This window comes from Dehalococcoidia bacterium, assembly GCA_025054935.1.
Classification (GTDB): domain Bacteria; phylum Chloroflexota; class Dehalococcoidia; order SpSt-223; family SpSt-223; genus JANWZD01.
The window spans coordinates 558,606-581,994 of sequence record JANWZD010000001.1; the positions used below are offsets into that span (position 1 = coordinate 558,606).

At 67.4% G+C, this 23,389-nt stretch carries 25 protein-coding genes; 13 read left to right on the forward strand and 12 right to left on the reverse strand.

Features of this window, described 5'->3' with window-relative positions; all coding sequences use genetic code 11:
- Positions 1-47 precede the first annotated feature (47 nt).
- On the forward strand, positions 48-377 hold the full coding sequence (locus NZ773_02455) for a hypothetical protein (protein MCS6800789.1): 330 nt from the start codon (positions 48-50) through the stop codon (positions 375-377).
- 81 nt (positions 378-458) lie between these two features.
- Here the strand turns inward: NZ773_02455 and NZ773_02460 are convergent, their stop codons facing one another.
- The 5 genes from NZ773_02460 to NZ773_02480 form a co-directional block, all read right to left on the reverse strand.
- Positions 459-3,041, reverse strand: coding sequence for a VWA domain-containing protein (locus NZ773_02460; protein ID MCS6800790.1), 2,583 nt, complete (start codon positions 3,039-3,041; stop codon positions 459-461).
- Complete coding sequence (locus NZ773_02465; GenBank protein MCS6800791.1) at positions 3,038-4,849, reverse strand: VWA domain-containing protein; 1,812 nt, start codon at positions 4,847-4,849, stop codon at positions 3,038-3,040. Before NZ773_02465 ends, NZ773_02460 begins: the two co-directional genes overlap by 4 nt.
- The gene (locus NZ773_02470) at positions 4,846-5,775 is read right to left on the reverse strand and encodes a DUF58 domain-containing protein (GenBank protein ID MCS6800792.1); all 930 of its coding nucleotides are present in this window, start codon (positions 5,773-5,775) and stop codon (positions 4,846-4,848) included. Before NZ773_02470 ends, NZ773_02465 begins: the two co-directional genes overlap by 4 nt.
- Positions 5,772-7,382 (reverse strand): hypothetical protein, encoded by a 1,611-nt coding sequence (locus tag NZ773_02475; GenBank protein MCS6800793.1) that lies wholly within the window; start codon positions 7,380-7,382, stop codon positions 5,772-5,774. The genes NZ773_02470 and NZ773_02475 overlap by 4 nt, the downstream gene beginning before the upstream one ends.
- Before the next feature lie 88 nt (positions 7,383-7,470).
- A complete protein-coding gene (locus tag NZ773_02480) occupies positions 7,471-7,992 on the reverse strand; it encodes a hypothetical protein (GenBank protein ID MCS6800794.1) in 522 nt (173 codons plus the stop codon).
- 201 nt (positions 7,993-8,193) lie between these two features.
- Here NZ773_02480 and NZ773_02485 point away from each other — a divergent pair, with 201 nt between their 5' ends.
- Genes NZ773_02485 through NZ773_02495 form a run of 3 tightly spaced genes read left to right on the forward strand, consistent with a single transcriptional unit; the run spans position 8,194 to position 10,531 of the window.
- Positions 8,194-8,640, forward strand: a complete 447-nt coding sequence (locus NZ773_02485; protein MCS6800795.1) for an accessory factor UbiK family protein — start codon at positions 8,194-8,196, stop codon at positions 8,638-8,640.
- Positions 8,637-9,740 carry an alpha/beta fold hydrolase gene (locus NZ773_02490; GenBank protein MCS6800796.1) on the forward strand — a complete coding sequence of 368 codons (1,104 nt, stop codon included), beginning with the start codon at positions 8,637-8,639 and terminating at the stop codon, positions 9,738-9,740. Before NZ773_02485 ends, NZ773_02490 begins: the two co-directional genes overlap by 4 nt.
- 59 nt (positions 9,741-9,799) lie before the next feature.
- Positions 9,800-10,531 (forward strand): beta-ketoacyl-ACP reductase, encoded by a 732-nt coding sequence (locus tag NZ773_02495; GenBank protein MCS6800797.1) that lies wholly within the window; start codon positions 9,800-9,802, stop codon positions 10,529-10,531.
- A 4-nt stretch (positions 10,532-10,535) separates the two neighbouring features.
- Here the strand turns inward: NZ773_02495 and NZ773_02500 are convergent, their stop codons facing one another.
- From NZ773_02500 to NZ773_02520, 5 genes are read right to left on the reverse strand one after another with little or no spacing between them, the layout of a single operon-like run.
- On the reverse strand, positions 10,536-11,924 hold the full coding sequence (locus NZ773_02500; GenBank protein MCS6800798.1) for an MmgE/PrpD family protein: 1,389 nt from the start codon (positions 11,922-11,924) through the stop codon (positions 10,536-10,538).
- Between the two features lie 37 nt (positions 11,925-11,961).
- Positions 11,962-12,882, reverse strand: a complete 921-nt coding sequence (locus NZ773_02505) for a metal ABC transporter permease (protein MCS6800799.1) — start codon at positions 12,880-12,882, stop codon at positions 11,962-11,964.
- The gene (locus NZ773_02510) at positions 12,843-13,727 is read right to left on the reverse strand and encodes a metal ABC transporter permease (GenBank protein ID MCS6800800.1); all 885 of its coding nucleotides are present in this window, start codon (positions 13,725-13,727) and stop codon (positions 12,843-12,845) included. The genes NZ773_02505 and NZ773_02510 overlap by 40 nt, the downstream gene beginning before the upstream one ends.
- Positions 13,724-14,464 (reverse strand): metal ABC transporter ATP-binding protein, encoded by a 741-nt coding sequence (locus NZ773_02515; GenBank protein ID MCS6800801.1) that lies wholly within the window; start codon positions 14,462-14,464, stop codon positions 13,724-13,726. The genes NZ773_02510 and NZ773_02515 overlap by 4 nt, the downstream gene beginning before the upstream one ends.
- Positions 14,461-15,450 carry a zinc ABC transporter substrate-binding protein gene (locus NZ773_02520; protein ID MCS6800802.1) on the reverse strand — a complete coding sequence of 330 codons (990 nt, stop codon included), beginning with the start codon at positions 15,448-15,450 and terminating at the stop codon, positions 14,461-14,463. The genes NZ773_02515 and NZ773_02520 overlap by 4 nt, the downstream gene beginning before the upstream one ends.
- Before the next feature lie 254 nt (positions 15,451-15,704).
- On the opposite strand from NZ773_02520, the gene rpsT reads away from it, so the two are divergent.
- From rpsT to NZ773_02555, 7 genes are all read left to right on the forward strand, one after another.
- Complete coding sequence (gene rpsT, locus NZ773_02525; GenBank protein MCS6800803.1) at positions 15,705-16,055, forward strand: 30S ribosomal protein S20; 351 nt, start codon at positions 15,705-15,707, stop codon at positions 16,053-16,055.
- 192 nt (positions 16,056-16,247) lie between these two features.
- The gene (locus NZ773_02530) at positions 16,248-16,466 is read left to right on the forward strand and encodes a DUF350 domain-containing protein (GenBank protein MCS6800804.1); all 219 of its coding nucleotides are present in this window, start codon (positions 16,248-16,250) and stop codon (positions 16,464-16,466) included.
- Positions 16,467-16,470: 4 nt separating this feature from the next.
- On the forward strand, positions 16,471-17,079 hold the full coding sequence (locus NZ773_02535) for a DUF4178 domain-containing protein (protein MCS6800805.1): 609 nt from the start codon (positions 16,471-16,473) through the stop codon (positions 17,077-17,079).
- A gap of 3 nt (positions 17,080-17,082) precedes the next feature.
- Positions 17,083-17,985, forward strand: coding sequence for a DUF4178 domain-containing protein (locus NZ773_02540; protein MCS6800806.1), 903 nt, complete (start codon positions 17,083-17,085; stop codon positions 17,983-17,985).
- Between the two features lie 4 nt (positions 17,986-17,989).
- Positions 17,990-19,555 carry a polyamine aminopropyltransferase gene (locus NZ773_02545; protein MCS6800807.1) on the forward strand — a complete coding sequence of 522 codons (1,566 nt, stop codon included), beginning with the start codon at positions 17,990-17,992 and terminating at the stop codon, positions 19,553-19,555.
- Positions 19,545-20,087 carry a LysM peptidoglycan-binding domain-containing protein gene (locus NZ773_02550; protein MCS6800808.1) on the forward strand — a complete coding sequence of 181 codons (543 nt, stop codon included), beginning with the start codon at positions 19,545-19,547 and terminating at the stop codon, positions 20,085-20,087. Before NZ773_02545 ends, NZ773_02550 begins: the two co-directional genes overlap by 11 nt.
- A 3-nt stretch (positions 20,088-20,090) precedes the next feature.
- On the forward strand, positions 20,091-20,249 hold the full coding sequence (locus NZ773_02555; protein MCS6800809.1) for a hypothetical protein: 159 nt from the start codon (positions 20,091-20,093) through the stop codon (positions 20,247-20,249).
- A gap of 7 nt (positions 20,250-20,256) precedes the next feature.
- Here NZ773_02555 and NZ773_02560 read toward each other — a convergent pair whose 3' ends face one another.
- Positions 20,257-20,457 carry a hypothetical protein gene (locus NZ773_02560; GenBank protein MCS6800810.1) on the reverse strand — a complete coding sequence of 67 codons (201 nt, stop codon included), beginning with the start codon at positions 20,455-20,457 and terminating at the stop codon, positions 20,257-20,259.
- 60 nt (positions 20,458-20,517) lie between these two features.
- On the opposite strand from NZ773_02560, the gene NZ773_02565 reads away from it, so the two are divergent.
- Positions 20,518-21,087: a hypothetical protein gene (locus NZ773_02565; GenBank protein MCS6800811.1), complete on the forward strand. Its 570-nt coding sequence runs from the start codon at positions 20,518-20,520 to the stop codon at positions 21,085-21,087.
- Positions 21,088-21,097: 10 nt separating this feature from the next.
- Here NZ773_02565 and NZ773_02570 read toward each other — a convergent pair whose 3' ends face one another.
- Positions 21,098-21,664, reverse strand: coding sequence for a uracil-DNA glycosylase (locus tag NZ773_02570; protein ID MCS6800812.1), 567 nt, complete (start codon positions 21,662-21,664; stop codon positions 21,098-21,100).
- A gap of 253 nt (positions 21,665-21,917) precedes the next feature.
- Between NZ773_02570 and NZ773_02575 the strand changes: the two genes are divergently transcribed.
- Positions 21,918-23,384: a DUF1800 domain-containing protein gene (locus NZ773_02575; GenBank protein ID MCS6800813.1), complete on the forward strand. Its 1,467-nt coding sequence runs from the start codon at positions 21,918-21,920 to the stop codon at positions 23,382-23,384.
- The last annotated feature ends 5 nt before the right edge of the window (positions 23,385-23,389 follow it).

The following is a 23,389-nucleotide window of genomic DNA, read 5'->3' on the forward strand; positions in this document are numbered from 1 at the left end:
GCACTACACCAGCCGGCATTCACCGGCGCAACCATTGGAGCACCACGATGACAACTGAAGCAACCCGAGCCCAACAGCAAGCCCAGAAGCAAATCGAACTCGCGACCGAGTGGGCCATCCGTTCGGCACGGGCGTGGAACGACCTCGTCTTCACGACGACCGACATGGCGTTCGACGTTGCGCTCAAGAACTGGGATTACAGCCGCAGCCTGCGCGCCTCTGCCGAGCAGGCGATCGAGGATGCGGTCCGAACCCAGCAGCGCCTCGCGAAGGAGATGATGCAGGTCTGGCAGGGATACGCGAACACTGTCCAGGCCTATGTTACCTCGCAGATGTCGGCCGCTGCGGAGGCATCCCAGAAGCAGGCGGAAAGCTAGTTCTCAGACGCCAGCCGAGCTGGCGCGCGTTTCCCCCTCCTCCCCCTTTCCCGACGGGGCGGCGATACTGCCGCCCCGTCGTTATTTCCGGGCGCGGCCGCGAGGCAGCCCAATCCCGCGGAGCCGCCGGGCGGCGATGTCGAAGACGAAGAGGACGAGCGCACCCCCGAGCAGCCACGGCCAGAGCGGCATCCACCGCAGCCCGGGCGGGCGCCCGGTGTCGGCAAACGCCATCGCGGGGTCCGCAATCTGCCGGCCTCCGGTCACGCCGCTCAGCCGGTTCAGCAGGCGATCATTCGGCGCGAGCGAGCGGGCCTCGGGGTCCGCGACCGCAACAAAGCCGGCGAGTTCATTCCGCTCGGGCAGGCCGGCGCGGGCAATGCGGACGCGCACCTCATGGGCGCCCGCTTCCTCAGCGGTGAACTGGACCCGATACCGCCCCGGCGCCTCCTGCCGCAGCAGGAAGAGACGAGCCGTTCCCGAGGGGGCGATGACGGTCGCCTCGACATCAGCGAGGTCGACGAACTGGCCATCGTCGGTGAGCGCATCCACCGTCAGCGTGACGTGCAGCGCTTCGGTCTCCGCGCGCACGCTCACCCCGAGCTCCGCGGGCACCCCCATCGCGTAGCGCACAATCTGGCCCCAGAAGCGCGCTCGTTCTGGCCACGTCGCAAACTCGCCTGCCCAGTCGTCCTGCAGCCCGGATGTCCAAGCGATAGTTCGGCCGTTGCCATACTGCCAATGCGCAAGCAGCGGGTCGCCGGAGGGCGAGATGAGCACCGTCTCTGCGGCATCGCGCGGCGTTGTCACCGCGTAGGTCGCGAGCGTCGGCAGCTGAGCAGGCACAAACGACCGGAGCGCCGGGCTCGGAGCGACATACTGCGGCTGGATTCGTCCTTGGGCGGTCGTCGCGCCCATGGCGATCGACGTCTCCTTCGCGACAATCCGAGGGATGTCGCGCACGCGCTCGGTGAAGTAATACCGGCCGCCGCCCTCCCGACCAAGGCGGCTCATCAGTTCGGTATCGGAGTCCGCGCCGACAGCAACGGCAGAGATCGTGATCTTCGCCGCCCGCGCCTCGCGCAGCAGCCGGTCGTAGTCGCCCGAAGGCGCCTGCCCATCCGAGAGCAGCAGCACATGCTTGTAGCGCGCCTCGGTAGCGCGAATGCCGTGAACGGCGCGTTCAAGCGCGGGGAAGATCTCGGTCCCGCCATCTGCTTGGATGCTGGTGATGCGCGCCTGGATCGCGGGCACCCCCCGGTTGTCGGACACCCGCTGCGGCGGCACAAGCCAGCGGTGGTTGGAGTCGAAGACGACGATCGCGATGATGTCGTCATCGCGGAGCATATCGACCGCAAGCAGGGCCGCTTCTTTAGCCATCTGCATCTTGGTGACGCCGTCACTCCGCAAGTCCATACTGCCCGACTTATCGATAACCAGTGCCAGCCCAAAGGTGCCTTCTTCCGGCTTCGGAGGGATGTCGGCGTGCATCGGGAGCAGTTCGCCCAGCAGGTGCGACCCATAGTCCCCGAGGGCAAAGCTATTGGGGCCGCCCACAATGACAAGACCCTTGCCGAGGTCGCGCACGAACGCTTGGATCGTCCGTTGCTGGTCGAGCGTCAGGGAAGTCGCCGCGACGTTGACGAGCGCGATCGCGTCGAACTGGCGGAGGGGAGCAACGTTCGGCGGCACCGTCGTCGAAAGGCGCACCTCGGTCTGCAGTCCGTCCGCCCGCAGCATTTCGTTCAGCCGCGCCGCCTCGCCGGGCCGGTCTTCGTAGAGGAGGACACTCCCTGGCGGCTTGACCGCATAGAACCCTGCCGCCGCGAGCGCTTGGGCTGCCCCCTGGGAAACCCGCGCCTCAAGGCGGTGGAAACCGAGCCCTTCTGCGACAAGGGGAATGACATACTGCGTCGTTCCAGCGCGGAGCCGCACTGGCTGATCAGCGACAAGGCGGCCATCGAGCAAGAGCGCAAGCCGGCCATCGCCCGCCGCCGCCGACTCAATCTGGACCGAGACATCGAACGGATCCCCCTCCCGCAGCAGCGCGGGGGCTTCAACTTGGCGGATCACAAGCCCGCTTGCGGGGAGCGTCGGCTTGACTACATCAACAACGATGCCGTTCGCTGCCAGCCCGGCCATCACTTGCTCGGCCGAGCCGAGGTTCTCCCAGCCGTCGGAAAGCACAACCAGCCGGCGAACGCCGCCCGCGGGGAGCATCGCTTGCCCGAGGCGCAGCGCGGCCGCGAGGTCGGTCCGGTCGTCGCGCGGGAGGGCGGCAACGCGGAAATCGCGCGCCTTGCCGAGCGGCTGGAGAACAACCGGCTCGCGGCCGAAAGCGACAACGCCCGCTTGGTCCTCTGGTCCCATCCGTTCGAGCGCTTGGCGCACCCATGCCGACGCCGCCGCTTGGAACCCTGCTGTCGAGGCGGAGCTATCGATGAGAAAAATCGTCGCTTTCGGTCCCCCCGGCGCACGCCACTGCAGGTCTGCCAGCGCGAGAACAACCAGCGCCACCACGACTGAGCGCAGCGCCAGCACCAGAAAGCGGCGCCCGACTGAGGTGAACGTGAGCCGCCGGTAGCCCAGCCAGATCATCGGCACCAGCGCGAGCAGGAGCAGCAGCGCCCACGGAGCGCCGACCTGGAGAGGACCAACCGTCATGTCGCTCGCCTCCGGAGATAGAGCGCCCATTCAACGAGGAGGAGGAAGAGGACGCCGGCAACAAGATACGGCCAGAACTCAATCCCCTCTTCGCTGAGGCGGCCAACGGGGAGCGCGGCCGACGGCAGCGGCGGCTCCACGCTCACTTGGCGCGGCGCGATGTCGGACTCACTCTCGCTGGCGACATTGACTGCGAACAGCGCGAGAGGATCCGCGCCGAGTCGGCGGAGCTGATAGAGCCCGGCGCGTTCCGTCGCGTCGGTGAGCGCGAGATCGGCGGCCGGCTGGCGACGGCCATCCGGACCGACAAGGTCGCCCTGCAAGCCGCTCGGCAGCCGGACGGCTGTCCCCGGCTCCACCGATTCGGCAGGCGCCGAGAGCAGCCAATCGACCGCATTCGCAATCAGCGCCGGAAAGGCGACCAGCTTGGGCAAGTTCGACGCTGCCGGGTCAAACCCGAGGATGACGACGCGCCGTCCCTCCCGTTCGCCTTCCAAGATGAGCGGACCGTCCATCCCTCGCACCACTGGCGCCGCCCACGGCGGAACGGTAAGCTGCGCTACGCGGCCGAATTCCGCAGGACCCAAGTCAACTCCCGCCACGATGGCACTCGCAGGGTCGACGCCGACCGCGAAAGATGGGGAACTGAAGCGCGCCTCGGCAAGCCACGAGCCAACCGGCGGGTTGACAATCAGCACGGGCGTCGCAGGCAAAGCCGGCGGGAGGTAGCCGTCGAAGACGACGATCGCCGCGTTGCCGGGCCCGCTGTACTGGTCTGGGGCGCGTTCCCGCAGCGTCAACTGCGGAAGCGCGCGCAGCGCCCGCCGCATCAGTTCGGGCGCAGCCGAGACTAGAAGCGCCTCGTACTCGCCGGGCTGGGCAATCACCACCTCCGCCCGGTCATCAGCGGCGAGAAGATCGCTCCCCAGCAGCTGAACGCTGAAAACGCGCGTACCGACGGGAGGATCAAAGATGAGGTCTACCGTTCCGCGGGCGCCAAGACGAACGACCTGCTCCCGGACGAGGAGTCCATCGCCGACGGCCCGAACCGTTCGCTCCACCGGACGAGAAGCGAAGTTCGCCACGCGGACGAAGACCGCCGAGCGGGCAGCGCCGCCCAGCGGCCGGCGGACGCCGATCTGGACGATCGCCTGGTTCTCGCCGCTGCTCCCGACGAGGACAACCGAGCTTGAGGCCGGGATCGCGGGCAGCGGACCGGAAAAGGCGCCATCGCTGAACAGGACGACCGATGCCGTGGCGGCCGGCCACGAGGCGGCAATCGCGCCCGCGAGGAGCCACGCCGTGCGCAGGTCAGCAGCGCCATCCGACGGCGGGATCGCCTCGATCGCTGCCTGAGCCGCGCCGGACTCCCGCGTCATCACTTCAAGCGACGCCCGCGGGCCGGCGCGAATGACCGCGATCATCGTTTCCGGGCCGGCGCTGGCGGCGCGCTCGCGGGCGCGGGCCTTTGCTTCGGCAAGCCGAGAGGGGGCTCCATCGGTGGCGTTCATCGAGGCCGAGGCGTCGACGACCAAAACGAGGAGGCGGGAAGGAGGCGTTGTCCTCTCCCAGAACGGCCGCGCGAGGGCGAGCGTCCCAACCAGCACGATCAGCAGCTGGAGCAGAAGCAGGACCGTGAGGGGCGGCCGGCGAAGGCGCGTCCGCATCTCGAGGTCTTGCGCCAAGTTCCGCCAGAGCAGAACGCTGCTGACCGGTTCGCGCCGACGGTGGGCCCGGATCAGGTAGAGGAGGATGATGAGCGGGATGAGCCCAAGAAAGGCGAGCAGCGCCGGCGCGAGCAGCGTCACAGGAGGATCCTCCGCTTCCGGAGCTCGGTGACGACTAGGGTCTCGAGCGGCGTTGCGGTGCTCACCTGGGAGAAGGAGACGCCGAGTTCAGCACAGACCTGCGCTATCTCCGCGGTCCACGCTGCCAGCCGGCGCTGGTATTCGCGCACCACCGCCTCGCTCAGCGTTACCTCGACGATCTCTCCGGTCTCCCGGTCGATAAGTTCGACATCACCTGTCGGCGTTGGCTGGAGTTCTTGGGGCGCGAGCACCTGCAGGACGATGACCTCCACCCGGTCGGCGCGCAGCCGCTCAATGCCGGCGCGAAAGCCGGATGGGGAGAGCAAGTCCGAAACGAGAATGGCGACCCCATGCGGCTGGCCGAGCTGAGCGTAGCGACGGAGCGCAGCGTTCAAGTCAGTCGTTCCGGCCGCGTTCATCGCATCGAGGAAGCTGAGGAGACGATGAATGCGGTCCTTGCCGCGGAGCGGACCAGCACGCTCGACCACGTCATACGTCAGCGCGCTGAGCGAGACGCGATCGAGGCGGCTGAGCGCAATGTAGCCGAGCGCTGCCACGAGCCGCTTGGCATACCCCAGCTTGTTCGGCTGGCCGTACTCCATCGAGCGGCTGGCATCGAGGAGGAGGTGGACGTCGACATCTTCCCGCGCTTCCGACAGCCGCACAAAGAGGGCATCCATTCGCCCATAGAGGTTCCAGTCGATGCGGCGAAAATCATCGCCGGGAGCGTAGGGCCGATAATCGGCGAACTCGACGGAGTTCGAGCGGGTCAGGCCGCGGTGTTCCCCGCTCAGGCCGGGCCGAGCGACGCGGCGAACAAGGAGGGCAAGCTGCTCGAGCGAGCGCAGAAACCCCTCGTCGCCCAGCAGCGTCCGCTGGCTGTCGACGCTGTCGGACCGCCGAACGGTCGGCGCTGGAGTGGTCACCGGCCCACTGAAGTGAAGTAGGAGCGCACCGAAACGCGGCGCTCCGGAGAGACGAGCGTTGTATCCGCCGGACTGACCACCGGCTCGGTCGGCTGCGCCACCCCAACCCCCGCCGCCGGGCGAACCGTGGTGAGAATACTGCCTCGCTGCTCGCCCTCGCCGTCCGACGGCCGAAGCTCGCCTCCCGCGTCCGGCGACTCGAGCTGCAGCAGCCGCCCGCTGACGCCAAGCCGGTCGTCGCTTCTCCCCTCAAACTGCGGCAGTTCGCCCGAGCGCTGGTTGCCGACCCCTTGCTGCTGGGGTGCCCGCTGCCCCGGGAGCGCTTCTTGGCCTCCGGAGCCGGGGCGGTTCTGGCCGGGCATCGTTCCGGGTTGGGACCCGCGCGCCGAGGAGTCGCCCGACTGCTGCCCGCTGGCGGAGAGCTGCCCTCCTTGGGCCTCCATTCCCCCGCGGTCGCCACCCGCTTGGCTGTCGTTCAGCCCAAGCTCCCGACGCGCTTGGTCGAGCCGGCTTTGCGCCCGGCCGAGCTCACTTTGCGACACGACGTCCCGGCCGGCCATCCCCACCTGATCGCTGAGGTTGCGCATGGCGCGGTCGATCTCCTGATAGTCCCCGCGGTTCAACGCTTGCGCAGCGCGACGGAGAGCGTCGCGCAGGGCAGGGTTCTGCTGGGTCTGCTGCGCCGCTCGCTCAAGGGCTTGGGCCAACTCGCGCCGTGCCTGCGGCGAAAGCTGGTCGGATTCGCGCGCCAACTGGTTGAGCAGGTCGCCCGCAAGGCTATACTCGCCCCGATCGATCGCTCCGGCAACATCCTGGGCCGTCGTGGTTTGGCGCAGCTGGTCGGCGAGCGCCTGCAAGTTCTGCTGCTGGCGAGTGCTCGCCTCGATGCGAGCGTTCAGGCGGGCAGCCGCCTCGTTCAGTTGCCGCTGCGCCTCGGCCGGGTCGATCTGGCGCTCTTGGGCGCGCCGGCGGGTCTCCTCGATGCTGCCGAGGATGTCGTTGACATTGTTCTCGCGGAGGTCGCTGGTGACCGGCGCTGCCGCCGGCTCGGGCCCGGCTCCGCCCCCGAAGGGAGCGCGGACGAGGGCGGAGAGGTCGGGCAGCGTCACCCACGTGACCAGCGCTACGAGCACCGCAGCGACGGCAACGGCGAGATCGCGCCGGGAGACGAGCGGGCCGACCGCCTCTGCTGGACGCCGATTGGCAAGCAGCGCGCCCGTGTCGGCGATCTGAAGCTCCGCCAACTCTCCGCGGTGTGCCCCCTCCACGAGTTCGAGCGCCGTCCCGAGCCGCTCTTGCAGCTTCAACGAGCGGTCTGCCGCGCGCGCAGCATCGGCAGGGGAAGGACGGCTCCGAACGGCAGCGATAACGCCGCCGACAGCCGTCATGCCTGCAAGGAGCAGAAGCGCATCGGCCGCGCCGAACGCGCCGAGGGAAGCGAACCAGCGCGCGATCAGCAGCAGCCCCGCCACTGCCGCGACCGTGCGCAGCGCGCGCTCGAGGGCCCGCTTGCCCCACAGCCGCGCTCGCAGCACGCCGACGAAGAGAAGCAGCCGTTCTCGCTCGGGGTCGAGACGACGACTTGGCGAAGAGGCGAGGGCGACCATTTTCCCTCCGAAGCGGGCGCGGCGTAGGGAAAGTGTAGCCTACCCGACGCAAGGGCGTGAGGTTTTGCGTCCGCTTTGTAATAGCGCCTCAGCGGGATGGAGGTTTCGGGAGGTCGGTCGAAACTACGCTGGGCCCCGCCCGGGCAACTGCGGCGAGCGTTCCTGCCCCAATGACGATGCCGCCGCAGAGGGCCAGCAGCGCGATGGCGCTCATGACGAGGAGCGTGTCACGCGCGCGGCGTGGCCGCAGCGCCAGCGGCAGCGTGGCGACGCCGAGGAACAGCGCGCTCCCCGCAAGGGCGAGCGCCGGCAGCGTGTTCCAAGGGGTGAGCGCCATGACCGCAACCGCAACGACGATCGCGGCGAGGTCGGTTGTCCAAGCGGCGACCCAGTCGGCCCGAGAACGGGCACGCACGCGGCGGAGCGTCGTGCCGACATCACCGATGACCGCGCCGCTGGCAGAGAACAGGAGGCCGAGGAGCAGCGCCGAGCCGATGAGGCGGAGGTCGGCTCGGCCGCGCGCAAGCTCGACGACAATGACAAGCAGACCGAAGGCGAGCGGCCAGCTCGCGGCGATGACCCCGAGTTCGCGTGCGACGACCGCGATCATGGTTCCCTTCTCTTGGCCGGCTGCGGGAAGCGGCGCCCCCTGCGTGCGGTATGATGAAGCAGAGCGCGAAGATGAGACGAGCGCGTCGGGCCGCAACCGGCACCGGCGCTGCGAGCGCGCAGGGTCGTGCGCGACGTGCTTGCCGGGTAGAATCAAGATGACCCGTACTTTGCGGAGCGCCGATCACGAAGGAGGCACGGCGTGGCCGACACTTCTTCTCCCCCTCCCGATCCGCTGCAGGCGTGGCGCGCCATGCGCGACGCCGCAACCGAGCGCTGGGCGAAGGCGATGACCGAGCTCGTCGGAAGCGAAGCGTTTGCGCGCACGCTCGGCGCCTCGATCGATGCCTACCTCGCGACCGCAGCGCCGCTTCAGAAGGCGATCGGGGAGTATATGGAGGCAACGCTCGCGCAGCTGAACATGCCGAGCCGAGAAGATGTCTTGGGCGTGGCGCGGCGGCTCACCAACGTTGAGACGCGGCTCGACGACCTTGATGCGCGGTTGGACGAGCTTGAGGCGAAGCTCGACAACCTCGACGCGGCGCTTGCGCGTCTGCTCACCGCCCAGCCCGGCGCAGCGCCGGAGGAGCAGCCGTCCTCGCCGCCCCGCCGATCGGCACGGCGATCAGCGAAGGAGACCGGCGAATGACCATCAACCCACAGCCTCCGTTCAGCGCTGAAGCGCTCGAACGGTTCCGCGCCGAGATCGAACGGCTTGCCCGCGGGATGGAGCGGGGCGCGCAGTTGGCGACAGGGAAGCTCCGCCCCAAGATCGCGCAGACGCCGAAAGAGGCGATCTGGCGGCTGAATAAGACGACGCTCTATCACTACTACCCGCAGGCACCCGCGGAGAAGCGCCACCGTGTCCCCCTGCTGCTCGTCTTCGCGCTGATCAACCGGCCGTATATCTTCGACCTCCGGCCGGGAAACAGCTTTGTTGAGTTCATGCTCCAGCAGGGCTACAACGTCTACCTTCTCGACTGGGGCACCGCTGGGCCCGAAGATAAAGACCTGCGCCTCGAGGACTATGCGCTCGATCTCTTGCCGCGCGCGATCCGCAAGCTGAAGGCGCATTCCGGCTCGAAAGAGTTCACGCTGCTCGGGTGGTGCATCGGCGCCACTCTCGTCACCATTTACGCGGCGCTCCGCCAGCACGAGGGACTGAAAAACCTTATTCTCCTGACCGCCCCGCTCGACTTCTCAGACCGGTCCGCAGTGCCCTACAGCATCTGGCTCGACAGCGAATATTTCGACATCGACGGCTTGCTGAGTGCAGTCGATAACATGCCCGGCGAGATGATCGACTGGGGCAATAAGATGCTCAAGCCGTACGAGAATTTCGTCGGAAACTACGTCCGGCTCTGGGAAAACCTCGACAATCCGAGCGCTGTTGAGTCGTGGCAGGCGATGAATGCCTGGGTGACCGACCTCACCCCCTTCGCCGGCGCCGCATTCCGAGAGTGGGTCGTCTGGTTTTACCGCGAGAACCGGTTGATGAACGGCACGCTCCAGATGAAAGGGCAGACGGTGGACGTCTCGAAGATCACGGTGCCCCTGCTCAACGTCATCGCGACCGCCGACCATATCGTGCCGAACGCCCAGTCGCTCTCGATCATGGAGCGGGTCGGCAGCACCGACAAAAAGCTGCTCGCCGTTCAGGGCGGGCATATCGGGATCATGGCTGGGAGCAACGCCCGCAAACGCACTTGGCCTCAGATTGATGAGTGGCTTGCTCCCCGCTCCGACTAGCTCGCGCCCACACTGTATCTCGTCGCCGGGACTGCGCCGGCCCAAGGAGAGCCTCGTTCATGCGTCTACAGGACAAGGTCGCACTCATCACGGGTGCCGGCCAAGGGATCGGGCGCGCGACTGCAGAGCGCTTCGCTCGCGAAGGCGCGACCGTAGTCGTCGCCGACATCAACTATGCCAAGGCAGAGCAAGTCGCCGCTGCACTCGGCAGCAGCGCGTTCGCGCTCCCTCTCGATGTGGGAGAAGCGGCTTCCGTCGAATCCTGCGTCGCAGCCGTCATCGAGCGCTGCCGACGGATTGACATCTTGATTAACAACGCCGGCATCACCCGCGACGCCCGCGCCATCAAGATGACAGAAGATCAGTTCGACGCCGTCGTGAAGGTCAACCTCAAAGGCGTCTGGCTCTGCTGCCGCGCAGTTGCCCCGCACATGATCGCGCAGGGATCCGGCGCCATCATCAATGCCAGCTCGATCGTCGCGAGCGCGGGAAACTTCGGCCAGGCAAACTACGCCGCCACGAAGGCCGGAGTGATTGCGATGACCAAAACCCTTGCGCGCGAACTTGGGCCGAGCGGCATCCGCGTCAACGCTGTCGCGCCCGGCCTCGTCGCGACCGACATGGTCGCCACGATCCCCGAGAAGGTGGTCGATGCCTTCCGCGAGCGGACACCGCTGCGCCGGCTCGGAAGGCCTGAGGAGATCGCGGCGGTCTACGCCTTTCTTGCTTCCGATGACGCCAGCTTCATCAACGGCGCCGTCATCCCGGTCGATGGCGGCTTGACGATCTGAGCGGTCAGGCAAGCAGCTCAGTGAGCAGCCCGATATCCGCGAGGCGGTCGAGACGGTCGACCGCTTCTTCAAGCTGGCGCGCGCGCTCCGCGCCAAGGATCGGCTGAGCGCGCCGGCGGTAGAGCAGGCGCACGGTTTCGCCTTCGCGCTCGGGGTCGGTGATTGGCGGAAGGGGGGCGCTCAGAGCGGGGATCGCCTGGCCGTCGCGCAGACGCACAACCGCCTCAACGCGCGTCGCTGCCGCCGTCAACGCCGTCAGGCGCTCGCTGCCGGGCAGGCGGTGGAGACGGACGGCGGCAGTCAGCCGCTGCACCGCAGGGTCAGGGTGCGGCACCGTCGCGACATCGGCGAGATCCCACTGCTCACGGGTCAAGGCGAGGGCACACGCTCGGCCGATGCTGAAGTGCGCTTCGCTCGGCGAGCGCGGCACGACAACACCGTAGACGGCCTCCATTGCCGGGCTGACCCAGCAGTCGACCGCCTCGACCTCCGCTGCGGTGAAGCCCGCAGCGCGCTGCGCCTGCTGCAGCCCCCGGATCAGCCCAGAGAGACCGCTCGAAAACTGGTACTGCTTCAGCTGAAAGCCGTCTTCGGCAAGGATGCAGCCCTCACCGAGGCCGCTCGTCAGCGGGGTGATGTCCGCAACGCCGCCGTACGCCTGACACCATGCCGCCACAGCGCGCGGCGACGCCTGCATTCCACGCGCAGCCAGTTCGGCGCAGAAGACGGCGAGCGAGGCGCCGAGCGGCGTGCGCAGGGTCGAAACCGGCGCCGGCGCTTGGGCGATGAGACCGGCGCCCATGTCGCACGCGAGCGCGATCGCCTCGGCGATCCCGCGTTCGTCCAGCCCGGCGAGCCGAGCCGCAACCGCGGCGGCAGCTGGAGTGTGGGTCGGCGAGACAAACGCCTTCGCAGCACCCTCCACCCCGGGCCGGATTGCGTCGCCGAGACGGGCCGCAACTTCCCACCCGGCGATGAAGGCAGCGAGCAGTTCTCGGCCATGCACGCGCCGCTCCTCGCCCACCGCAAGCGCCGCCGCGCCGAGCACGGCGCTCGCGTGCGTCCGCGCCCGCGGGCTGAAATCGTCGGTGTGGCTCGCCATCGCGGTCCCCGCGCTCACCAACGCCGCAAGCTGGGGATGGGTGCGGCGGCGCGCGAAGAGGACGGTAGCCGCCGGCACCGCAGCGAAGCGCTCAACGTAGTCGAGCAGCGCCGCCCGCGCAGGGTTGAGCGCCGGATCGCTGCCGGCGGCAATGCCGCCGAGGAGGTTGAGCAGCGCCAGCTTTGCGAGCGCGACCGCGCGCGCCGGTACGTCCTCTAGGCGCAGGCTCGCCGCATAGCGGGCGAGGGCGCGCAGCGCATCCTCCTCCAGCGCTCCCCACGCTTCCGTCATCTTTGCTCTCCTTCTCCTCGGCGGACCGTTCCCGGCATCAGGCAGCGCGGGAGAGACGGCGCGCCTCTCGCAGTCGCCGGAGCGCGTTGCGCAACGTCGCGGCGAGGAGCGCAAGGCCGAACTGCAGGCCGGCCACCGACGCGATGGCGCCCGCGATCGAGGTGTCGGTGATGAAGGCGAGCAGCGTCCCGACGAGCGCGGCGCTCATCCCAAGCGCCACGGCAAGCGCGATCATGCGGGCAAGCCGCTCGGTAAGCAGAAAGGCAGTGGCCGGCGGGACGATGAAGAGCGCGACGACCAGCACTGCCCCCACCGCCGTGAAGCCGCCGACCGCGGTGACCGACACCATCGTCATCAGAGCATACTGCAGCCAGCCGGGCGAGAAGCCGAGAGAGGCGGCGAGGAGCGGGTCAAACGTTGCCAGCTTCAATTCTTTATAGAGGAGCGTAACGACGAGCAGGTTGATGCCAAGCAGCCCTCCCATTACCCACAGCGCCTGCGGGCCGAAGGAGCGGTCGCCGATGATGAGCAGGTCCTGCGCGGCAAACTCGAGAGTGCCGTACAGCACGGCGTCGGCGTCGAGATGGACCTCCGCGAAGAAGCGCGACGTCACAAAGACCCCCAGCGCGAAGAGGCCCGAGAAGACAATCCCCATCGCGGCGTCATGCGTGACCGTTCGGCCGCGCTGAACTGCTTCGACGAGGGTCACGGTTAGGAGGCCGGCTGCTGCCGCACCGACAAACCCGGCCAAGAGATTGGGCCCTTGGGCGAGGAAATAGGCGGCGACAATCCCGGGCAGAATGGCGTGGCTGATCGCGTCCACCATCATGGCCATCTTGCGCAGGAGCAAGAACGAGCCGAGCAGGGCGCAGGCAGCAGCAACAAGGGCGCCTGTGAGCAGGATGACCAGCAGCGAACTCAGGGTCCCCCCTCCGCTCGCGCGCGCTGAGCGCGCCACCAGTGCGGCACCACGCCGCGGGCCGGCCCGAAAAGGATCGAGAGAACGACGATCCCCGTCAGCGCCAGCACAATGACCGGGCCCGTCGGGATCCGCGAGCCGCTGGCACTGACCAGCGCGCCCGCCACGCCGGCAGCGACCCCAAACACCGCCGAGAGGGCAATCATCCGCCCGAGGCGATTCGTCCAATGGCGGGCGGCGACCGCCGGGCCGACCAGCATCGCCGCCATCAGCACCACGCCGACCGTCTGAAGGCCGATCACAATCGCGATCACGATCAGGGTAGTCAGGAGGACATTCAGCCGGCCGACGCCGAAGCCAAGGCTCGCCAAAAACTCCGGGTCGAAGGCGAGCAGTTTCAGCTCTTTGAACAGCAAAGCCGTTGTGACGAGCGCCGCCGCGGCGAGGATCGCCATCGTCACGACATGGTCGGTCACCAGCGCCGCGGCTTGGCCGAAGAGATAGCGGTCTAACCCGGCCTGCGTGGCATCCGGACGGCGGCTTGCGGCCGTGAGCAGCGTCAGCCCGATGCCAAAGAAGACGGCAAGAACGATCCCAAGCGCGGCGTCTTCCCCAAGCTTGGTTCGGCGCACCATCCAGAGGAGGAGGAGCGCGCCCACCCACGCGGTTATTCCCGCTCCGAAGAGCAGCACGCCCATGGCCTTCGAGCCGGAGAGGAGAAAGGCGAGACAGATCCCCGGCAGGGCGGCGTGAGCGAGAACGTCGCCGAGCAGCCCTTGCCGCCGCAGGACTGCGAAGGTGCCGAGGACGCCGCTCACCGCCCCGAGGAGCGCCGCCCCGAGGATGACATTCCGCAGCGTATAGTCGGTCAGGACGGCCGTCATTGCTGCCCCGCCCGCAGCAGCCGCCCGAACCGGCCGCCATAGGCTGCCGCAAGGTGCTCTGGCGCCAGCGCTTCCTCGACTGTCCCCGCGGCGAAGAGGCGCACGTTGAGGAGTGCCGCCCAGTCAAAATACTCCGCCACCGTCTCCAAATCGTGATGGACACACACGACCGTTTTTCCCGCCGCGCGCAGTTCGCGCAAGACCTCGACGATCGCCTGTTCGGTCGCAGCGTCGATCCCCGCAAACGGCTCATCCATCAGATACAGGTCTGCCTGCTGGGCGAGCGCCCGCGCTAAGAAGACCCGCTGCTGCTGCCCGCCGGAAAGCTGCCCGATCTGGCGGTGAGCGAGGGAGCGCAGCCCGACCCGGTCAAGCGCCTCAAGCGCGATCGCGTGCTCCCGCCGGCCAGGCCGGCGCAGCCAGCCGAGGCGCCCATAGGTGCCCATCAGCACGACGTCGAGGACGTCTGTCGGAAAGTTCCAGTCGACGGCGGTGCGCTGCGGAACATACCCAATGCGCAGCCGGGCTTGGCGCGCGGGAACGCCGAAGACCCGAATTTCGCCGCGCACCCGCGGGACAATCCCCTGCACTGCCTTGAGCAGGGTCGATTTCCCGGCGCCGTTTGGTCCGACGATAGCCGCGAGCGTCCCTGGCGGCACTGTCAGGGTGACGCCGTCGAGCGCCGGCGTGTCGCGGTAGACCACGGTCAGGTCGGTCACCTCCAGCGCTGCGCTCATTGCAGTGCCCGAACGATCGTGTCGATATTCGCGCGCACCATCCCGATATACGTGGACGCCGGCGTCTCTGCCCCGCCGAGCGCGTCAGAGTAGAGGCTTCCTCCCAGAGTGACAAGGCAGCCGTTCGCCATCGCCGCCCGCCGCACCGCCTCAATGGTCGCCGGCGCGACCGTCGTCTCGAGAAAGACCGCCTTCACGCCCCGCTCGCAGAGGAAGCCGGCCAATTCGCGAACGTCGGCAGCGCTCGCCTCGGTGACGGTGCTGATCCCTTGGAGGGCGCGCACTTCGAACCCATAGCGGGCGCCGAAATAGCCGAATGCATCGTGAGCGGTGACAAGAACACGGCTCCGCGGAGGGAGTGTCGCCGCTTGCGCCGCAACGTAGCGGTCGAGTTCCTCGAGCTGCGCGTCATAGGCGGCATGATTCCGCGCATAGAGTTCGGCGGCGCCGGGGTCAAGGGTGGAGAGCTGACGGGCGACCGTCTTCGCAACGATGCGCCACAGCGCGACATCGTGCCAGAGATGCGGGTCGAACGCGCCCTCGACCTCGGCGGCGGGGCGGAGCAGGGCGCGGGGGACCTCTGCTGTCACCGCGAAGGTCGGCCGCCCGCTGCGCGCGAGCCTCGCGAAGAGGTCGCTCATCCGCCCTTCGAGTTCCAGACCGTGGTAGAAGAGCGCATCGGCCGTTTCGAGCCGGCGGACATCGCCCGCAGTCGGCCGGTACAGGTGCGGGTCGACCCCGGGGCCCATCAGCGCGGTGACTTCGACCCGCTCACCGCCGATATTCCTCACGAGGTCGGCGACGATGCCCGTCGTCGCGACGATGCGCAGCGGGCGGCTCGCCTCGCCATCAGTCGGCTGCGCAGAGAGCGGCGCACAGGCGGCGAGCAAGACGACAAGAAGCGCTGCCGCTCTCCCGAGGAGATGCCCTCCTTCTGCGGCGTGGCCGCGCCGCAGGAGCGGCGCAGAACGGCCCCTGATCAACATTTCTCTTCGCCAAGAAAAGAGTTTTGATGCGTCTAAATCATAGCGCAACTCCCTCTCCTTGGGAACACGATCTTGCCCCGCGCAGGACCTGCTTCCTCCTCGCCCGACCGAGCACTTATCGATCGCGAGCGGATCGTGTCCCCGAGCGGCAGAGAGGGCGCGCGCTGGGCGGAGAGGCGCTGCGGCAGGTAGACAGCAGCCAGGTGGCTCAGCTACGATTGAGAGGTTCGATGCTTCGAGAAAGGTGAGCAACCGTGCCGAATACGAAGTCCGCCGCGAAGGCGATGCGGCGAGCAGAGCGCCGCCGCGCGATCAACAAGCCGATCCGGACGCGTACCCGGACCGCGGTAAAAGAGGCGCGCCTCGCGATCGAGACTGGAAACGCCAATGCGCAGGAGGCGGTTCTGAAAGCCGTCTCGGCGCTTGACCGGGCAGCCTTCAAAGGCGTGATCCACAAAAACGCCGCCGCGCGCCGCAAGTCGCGCCTGATGCGCCGGCTCCACCAGCTGCAGCGTGCCGCGGCGGCGAGCAGCGCGTCTGCTGCGGCGGCTCCAGCCGCCGAGGCAGCCCCACCGCCCCAGAAGGGCAAGGCAAAGAAGCGCTAGCTGCGCCGGTTGTCCCGCCGGCCCCGTGACGAGACCCGGCTCACCGCCGAGGCGTATGCCTGTGCGCTTCGCTTTTCGCTTGCGCAGGCAGGAGTACGCCCGGCGCGGAGCGGCGCTCGGGGCTGCCTCCTTCCCTTGACACCCGTGTGCCGGTCAAGAATACTCTGAGCAATTTCGGCTCGGGGAAGTGCCGTGGACCTTGCGCCGGACATTCGGGTCTTCATCCTCTCGCTCTTCTACGCTGTCGTCGGTCTTGTCTTGCTGCTGATCGCGTTTTGGGTCTTCGACATGTTCACCCCGGCGCAGCTCGGCAAAGAGATCTTTCAAGAGCGCAACACGGCTGCCGCTGTGATGACCGGGTTCTTCGTGCTTGCGATCGCCCTCATCATCGCCGCCGCAATCCACGGGTGACGAGGTGGAACGTCGCTCCCTCTCCTGTCCCGCCTGCGGCGGACCGGTCAGTGTCGCAAGTCGGTTCACCTCTCTTGTCGTCTGCGCCTATTGCGGCCAGACCCTGGTAGTGCGCGACACGGCGCTCGACCCGACCGGCAAGACCGCGAAGCTCGCAGAGCCGCTCTCGCGTCTGCGCGTCGGCAGCAGCGGAACGATCGCCGGCCGACGGTTCGAGACCCTCGGCCGCGTGCGCTACCGCTATGAGAGAGGGATTTGGGATGAATGGTTCCTCCGCTTCGATGACGGCCAGCCTGCCTGGCTGAGCGAAGACGAGGGCGAATACGTTCTGTATGGGAAGCGGCGACTGACTGCGCCGGTGCCGAGCTGGGACAAGATCCGGGTCGGAGCGACGGTGGAGATCCCGCCCCACCGCATGTTTGTCACCGAGAAGGGAACGGGCCATGTGCTCGGCGCAGAAGGCGAACTGGCAATGACCGCCCCGCCGGGCGCGACATTCCAGTACGTCGATGGGAATGCGGGCGGGCGCCTGCTCGTTCTTGTCTTCACTGAGAATGGCATCACGTTCGGCGTCGGCGACCCCTACGCGTTCCACGATATCGCTGTGACATAACCGATGCCGCTCGAGATCCGGAAACTCTCCTGCCCTCGCTGCGGAGCGTCGCTCGAGGTCCTGAACGCGCGCCGGACGAAGACCCTCGTCTGCCGGAGCTGCGGCTCGCAGCTCGACCTGACCGACCCCGCGCTGCAGGTCGTCGCAAATCTCACCAATGTCCGAGCAACTCCGCGTACCCCCATCAGCCTCGGCATGTGGGGACAGTTCCGGGGAAAGCAGTGGCAGGTGATCGGCCGGGTCCGTTACCGCGAGGAAGGCGCCTTTTGGGACGAGTGGCTGCTGATGACCGAGGAGGGAGAACTTCTCTGGCTGACAGAGGGCGAAGAGGGGTTCACCCTGTACGACCCCATCGTTCCCCGCGAGCCGACCGACCCGGAAACAGTCGGCTTGACCCTCACCCTCGATGGGACCCGCTATCCGGTTCGGGCACGCGGCATCGGCACCATCGACTACCTCGAAGGCGAGCTGACGTGGAAGGCGACCCGCGGCGACCAAGTGCGCTACCTCGACGCGCAGCTCGGCCAGACCAAGGCCGCTATCGAGTGGACCCCCAGCGAGATCGAATTCTTTCGCGGCGAGAAGTTGCCGGCGAATGCTGTCCGGCAGGCGTTTGGCCTCCCCCTTCTTCGCCCCGATCAAGTCGTTTTCGGCAGCGGACGTCCCAGTCTCCTCTCCGCTCTCGTGCTGGCCGTCATCGTTTTTATCTGCGTCTGCGGCTGCCTCGCCTCATCCATCACGATCGATGAGCGCGAAGACGGCAGCGTTGATATTGCGTTCGTGCCGTTCGCCGGAGCCTCTCCGGGCGCCGGCAGCGGTTTCGGGGGGACAAGCCGAAGCGGAGGAGGAACCCGCAGCGGGAGCGGGGGCAGCTCTCGCAGCGGCGGTGGCGGCGGCGGGAAGTAGCGAGATGCGCGCGCTCCCAGGGCCGTGGCGACGACGCGCGTGGCTGACCGCCTTTTTCGATATCGACCCGGCAGTCACGCTGCTCGGCGCTGCCGGCATTGTCGCAGCCTGCACCTTCATCTACGAGCTGCTCCTCAGCACCCAAGCCGCCTATCTGCTCGGCAACAGCGTGTACCACTACTCCGTGACGATTGGCGCCTTCATGGCGGCGCTCGGCGGGGGAGCGTTCCTCTCGCGGTTCATTCGGGAGCATGTTCTGACCTGGTTTCTCGTCGTGGAAATCGGGGTCGCGCTCGCCGGCGGCTTTGCGGCGCTGATCCTGTATGCCGTCTTCGCCTTCGACGGCCGGCTGTACTCCTGGGCGCTGTTCAGCGCAGTTGCCGTGGTTGGCGGACTGTGCGGACTAGAGCTGCCGCTCCTTACCCGCCTTATTCGCGAGCGCTCAACCCTGCGCGAGGCGATCGCGGGCGCGCTCAGTCTGGACTATCTCGGCGCGCTGGCGGCCGCCATTGCCTTCCCCCTCGCCCTGCTGCCGCTCCTTGGCCTTGTCCGCACCGGTCTGGTGGCCGGCCTGATCAATCTCGCGGTCGCGCTGACCTGCCTCGCGGTGTTTCGTCACGCAGTCGACCTGCGACTGTTCGGACCTCTCGGACTGGCCAGCTCCTGCGCGCTTGCCGGCGGGTTTCTCCTCGCAACGCACGCGACATCGCTGCTCGAGCAGCGGCTGTTCCGCGACGAGATCATCTACGCCGCCCATTCGCCTTATCAGCGCATCGTGCTCACGAAGTGGAAGGATGACCTTCGGCTCTACTTGGACGGCAATCTGCAATTCAGTTCCCTTGATGAATATCGCTACCATGAGGCGCTCGTTCAGCCGGCGCTCTCTCTTGCGCCCTGGCGAAGCGATGTTCTGATCCTTGGCGGCGGCGACGGGCTTGCGCTGCGCGAGGTGCTGCGCGACCCGGACGTCGAGCGGGTGACGCTGGTCGACCTCGACCCGGCGGTCACGCACCTGGCGCGAACCTTTGGGCCGCTCGTTGCCCTTAACCAGGGCGCGCTCGCCGACCCTCGGGTCGAGGTGGTGCATGAGGATGCATTCTCCTGGCTCGAAAGGACAACGCGGCTTTTTCCGATCATCGTGATCGATCTTCCCGACCCGCGCACTCCCGACCTGGGCAAGCTCTACTCAGTCGAGTTCTATCGCTTGGCCGCGCGCCATCTCGCGCGCGGGGGTATGCTCGCTGTTCAGGCGACCTCGCCGTACCATGCGCGAGAAGCGTACTGGTCGATTGGCGCCTCCCTTGAAGCGGCGGGGCTGCAGGTGCTGCCGTATCATGTCCTCGTCCCGACCTTTGGCGAGTGGGGGTTCTATCTCGCATCCGACCTCGCTATCCCTCATCATTCCTATCGGCCGCGAACGGCGGTCCGGTTTTTGACTGCGGAGGCGATGGCGCGGGCAGTGGTGTTCGAGCCGGATATCGCCCCCCTCCCGGTCGCGGCGAGCACCCTCGATCGGCAGGAGATCCTTGACTATTACGCCCGTGCCTGGCGGGAGTGGCGTGGACGTTAGCCGCGGCGCGATGACGACCGGCAAGCTCGTCGTCATCCGATGCTACCGCTGCGGCGCGCCGCCGGACAGCCAATGCCCTCAGTGCCGCCGCCCCTTCTGCAAAGATCACGGCAATCGGCTCTGCCTCGACTGCCGGCGCGCCGGCGGCAACCTCGAACTGCGGATCCCCTTGCGCGGAGTGCCTTCTTCGCTGCTCTATCGCTCAGCGATTGGCGTGCTCGCCCTCCTGATCGCCCTCATCGCTTGGGACAGCTGGAACTGGGTGGCGCGGGGAGGGCCCAACCAGGCGCGGCTGATCCCAACCCCGACGGCGGCTCCTCCTCCGGCGACACCGACGGCGGCCGCTGCCGCTCCGCCGACCGCTACTCCGCCCGCGGCCGAACGCATCCATACCGTTGTTGAGGGCGACACCCTCACCTCGATCGCCCGCCAGTACAATGTCAGCATCGAGGCGATCGTCCAGTTGAACAACCTTGGGGACCGCGAATTAATTCGGCTCGGACAGACACTCCGCATTCCGCCGTCACGGTGACCGATGGCCCGTTCGAAGCGCCGCCGCCCGACCGTCAGCCGCTCGCTCGTGCCGCCCCGCTCCCGTCCCGGCCGACTGCTCCGCTACCTCTACGTCGCGATCCTCCTCGGCATGGTCGCCTGCCTCATTGCAAGTCTGCTGCCCCAGTTCGCACCCGCCTAAGCAGGCCCTAGCTGCCTCCTTCAAGCGCGGCGAGCTTGCGCTTAATCTCTTCGATCCGGCGTTTCCATTCCCGCTCGCCTTGGTGGATCTTGCCTGCTATTTCGCGGTTGCCTTGCGCGAGCGCCTGCTGCCGGCGCTCCTGGGTGGCTTTGAGCAGCGTTTCGTAGTTGGCGAGCCGGATTCGCAATTCCTCCGCCGTCTCGGCCATCGTGTCCTCCCCCTCGAGATGCTCGATCGAGTATGGTACGGGAAGTGATCGGAGGGGAGGATGGAGCAGGTCAGCGCCGCGCCATCGCGCAGCGGAAAATGGATCCGAAAAGAGCCCGTCGAGATTTGGGCCTTCACCGCCACCGAGGCCTACCGCGGCACTGCCCACCGCCTCGAAGGCCAGCGGCTGAGCGACGTTGTCAACGATATTCTCTCCTCTGCCCTCAAAGGGCCGCGCTCCCGCTTCCTTCCCCTGACCAGCGTCACGATCCACCCGCTTGCCGGCGGCGATACCGTCGCCTCTCCGTTCGTCGCGCTGAATAAGGCGCATCTTCTTCTTCTCGGAGAGCGCAGCGGCGGCGTTTCATCAGTCGAGACGGCGATCAGCCGCGCGAACCTCCGCCGCGTCGCGATCCGGGCGCTGCTCACCGGCCAGATCGGGCTCACCGGCGCGATCGTCTGCCTCGCCGGGAAGCGGACGCTCGATGTCCTCAACGACGAGCGCGAGTTTCTGCCGGTTGTGGGCGCAACGGTCCGCTGGCCAGCAGGCGCAGCCGGTCAGTTCGATTTTGTCGCCGTCAATAAGGCGCATCTCCAGCGGGTTGAGGAGATCGCCGTCGCCAGCAGCTGAGCGGGCACGCTCATCGACCTCCCGCCGCTGCCCCGCGCTCCCCGAGAAGGGTCAGCCGGGCCTGCTCGCGGATGAATGCCCCAAGCCGGGCGAAGTCCTCTCGCTGCTGGTCGAAGGAGCGCCGAAGCTGCGCACGCGGGCCGGGATGATAGAGCGGGATAAGCCAACGTCCGAACCAAGGGACCGGCTGCCCCACCGTCTGCAGCGTCGCCGAGTGCGGCTGGATCGCGGCGAGGGCGCGCAGGGCAACCCCGCCGAGCGCAGCAACCACGAGCGGGTCGACGGCGTCGAGCGCGCGCCGGAGGTGGTCGCGGCAATTCGCGAGCTCCCAGCGCATGGGCGGCCGGTTCTTCTCCCCCTGACGCGGGTTACAGAGAACGGCGTTCGTGACAAACACCTCCTCGTCGCTCAAGCCGGCAGCGAGGAGAAGCTGGCGAAACGCGCGTCCTGTCCGGTCACCGAAGAGCGGCACGCCAGTTCGTTCCGCGCCGAGCCGGCCGGGCGCTTCTGCAACGAAGAGGACGGCTGCGCCGGCGGAGCCGTTCGCGGCGGAGAAGACGCGGCGGCGTTCTGCCATTGTCCAGCAGCGGCGACACTCCTGCACCGCGGCGATGAGCTGCGCGAGCGCCGCCGCGTCTCCGCGCGGCGCGGCGCCCCAGGACTTCAGAGGCAGGACTCTTAGGCCGAAACGATCATCTGAGTTCACTCGTCTCCTCAGGTGGTGACCATCCTCGATTGCGCCGGAAGGACCGCCCTCCTCGGCCTCGCGGAAGCTGTTTTCTGCCGGAGGCGAGAATGCGGCACCCTTCCCCTCGCGAGGGACTGCTGCGATGCCGTTGACGAATGACCAAGCGCTTGCCCACCTGCTGCGTCGGACGGGCTTTGGCCCGTCGCGCGCCGAGTTTCTTCGCGCTCGGGCCGATGGCTTCTCCGCCACCCTCCAGCGGCTGCTCTATGACGATACGGTGTCAAGCGCCCTCGACCCAACCGGAGGGCTGGGCACAGCGTTCGACCCGACACGGCTCGATCACCTCCGCCAAGCGTGGCTCTACCGCATGGCCTTCAGCCCGCAGCAGCTGCGCGAGAAGATGACCTTCTTCTGGCACAGCCATTTCGCCACCTCGATCGAAGTCGTCGATGACCTGGGGTTCATGACCCGGCAGATCGAGTTCCTGCGGGCGAACGCTTTAGGCAGCTTCCGCACCCTCCTTCATGGGATCGCCAAAGACCCGGCGATGATGATCTTTCTCGACACGCGGCTCAACTCCAAGAACGCGCCGAACGAGAACTTCGCCCGGGAAGTGATGGAGCTGTACACCCTTGGGGAGGGCAACGGCTACACCGAGGAGGACGTCAAGCAGGCGGCGAAAACCTTCACGGGATGGCGGTTCCGGACGAGCGACGACCCCGCAGGCCGGTGGAAGAAAGGGGACTTCTATCTCGACACGCGACAGCAAGACACCACGCCGAAGACGATCTTCGGCAAGCCATTCCCGTACAGCGCTGACCAAGGGGAGCGGTTCCTCGACCTGCTCCTTCAGCATCCGAACACCGGCGACTTTCTCGCGCGCAAGCTGTTTCGCTTTTTCATCTCGGACAGTATTGATGAGCCAACAGTCGCAGCGGTCGCGGCAGCCTACTACGCGAGCGGCTACTCGGTTCGGGCGATGCTCGAAACGCTGTTCACAAGCCCCGTCTTTCTCTCAGACGGAGCGTACCGCTGCCAAGTGAAGACGCCGCTTGAATTCCTGCTCGGTCTCGTGAAACAGCTGAACCTCGTCGACAAGAAGGGCCAGCCTTGGCTTCCCTATCCGTTCGTCGTGCAGCAGCTGCGCGCTCTCGGCGTGGACCTCTACGACCCCCCTTCAGTGAAGGGATGGCCCGAGGGCGTGGAGTGGCTGGGCACAACGCCGCTCCTGCTCCGCGCGAACCAAGTGAACACGGTGCTCACTGCCCAAACGAACCAAGGGCCGACCTATTTCGACGCCGTCGCGTTCTGCAATGCCACCGGGCAGTCAACGGCCGAGGGGCTGGTCACTGAACTGGCCAATCGGCTGGTGGACGGCGACATTTCGCCTTCGTTCCGCGACGCACTCGTTTCTTATCTCGGGCAGCGCACAGCTGCTGCGGCTGCGGCGCAGCGCGTCTTTGTGCCGGTTGCAGTAACCGGAAGTGCCCTCGCCGTCCAACCGCCGGAGAGCGAGCCGCCGCCCGTCAATGTCTGGAATGGGCAAGGCGTGAAGGTGCGAGGGATGCTCTACCTCCTGCTCGCCTCACCCAATTACCAGTTGAACTAGGGGGA

Coding starts and splice junctions, on each gene's coding strand:
- NZ773_02455 (MCS6800789.1), top strand. CDS start 48: ATGACAACTGAAGCAACCCGAGCCCAACAGCAAGCCCAGAAGCAAATC.
- NZ773_02460 (MCS6800790.1), bottom strand. CDS start 3,041: ATGACGGTTGGTCCTCTCCAGGTCGGCGCTCCGTGGGCGCTGCTGCTC.
- NZ773_02475 (MCS6800793.1), bottom strand. CDS start 7,382: ATGGTCGCCCTCGCCTCTTCGCCAAGTCGTCGTCTCGACCCCGAGCGA.
- NZ773_02480 (MCS6800794.1), bottom strand. CDS start 7,992: ATGATCGCGGTCGTCGCACGCGAACTCGGGGTCATCGCCGCGAGCTGG.
- NZ773_02490 (MCS6800796.1), top strand. CDS start 8,637: ATGACCATCAACCCACAGCCTCCGTTCAGCGCTGAAGCGCTCGAACGG.
- NZ773_02495 (MCS6800797.1), top strand. CDS start 9,800: ATGCGTCTACAGGACAAGGTCGCACTCATCACGGGTGCCGGCCAAGGG.
- NZ773_02500 (MCS6800798.1), bottom strand. CDS start 11,924: ATGACGGAAGCGTGGGGAGCGCTGGAGGAGGATGCGCTGCGCGCCCTC.
- NZ773_02510 (MCS6800800.1), bottom strand. CDS start 13,727: ATGACGGCCGTCCTGACCGACTATACGCTGCGGAATGTCATCCTCGGG.
- NZ773_02515 (MCS6800801.1), bottom strand. CDS start 14,464: ATGAGCGCAGCGCTGGAGGTGACCGACCTGACCGTGGTCTACCGCGAC.
- NZ773_02520 (MCS6800802.1), bottom strand. CDS start 15,450: ATGTTGATCAGGGGCCGTTCTGCGCCGCTCCTGCGGCGCGGCCACGCC.
- NZ773_02540 (MCS6800806.1), top strand. CDS start 17,083: ATGCCGCTCGAGATCCGGAAACTCTCCTGCCCTCGCTGCGGAGCGTCG.
- NZ773_02545 (MCS6800807.1), top strand. CDS start 17,990: ATGCGCGCGCTCCCAGGGCCGTGGCGACGACGCGCGTGGCTGACCGCC.
- NZ773_02555 (MCS6800809.1), top strand. CDS start 20,091: ATGGCCCGTTCGAAGCGCCGCCGCCCGACCGTCAGCCGCTCGCTCGTG.
- NZ773_02560 (MCS6800810.1), bottom strand. CDS start 20,457: ATGGCCGAGACGGCGGAGGAATTGCGAATCCGGCTCGCCAACTACGAA.
- NZ773_02565 (MCS6800811.1), top strand. CDS start 20,518: ATGGAGCAGGTCAGCGCCGCGCCATCGCGCAGCGGAAAATGGATCCGA.
- NZ773_02570 (MCS6800812.1), bottom strand. CDS start 21,664: ATGGCAGAACGCCGCCGCGTCTTCTCCGCCGCGAACGGCTCCGCCGGC.
- NZ773_02575 (MCS6800813.1), top strand. CDS start 21,918: ATGCCGTTGACGAATGACCAAGCGCTTGCCCACCTGCTGCGTCGGACG.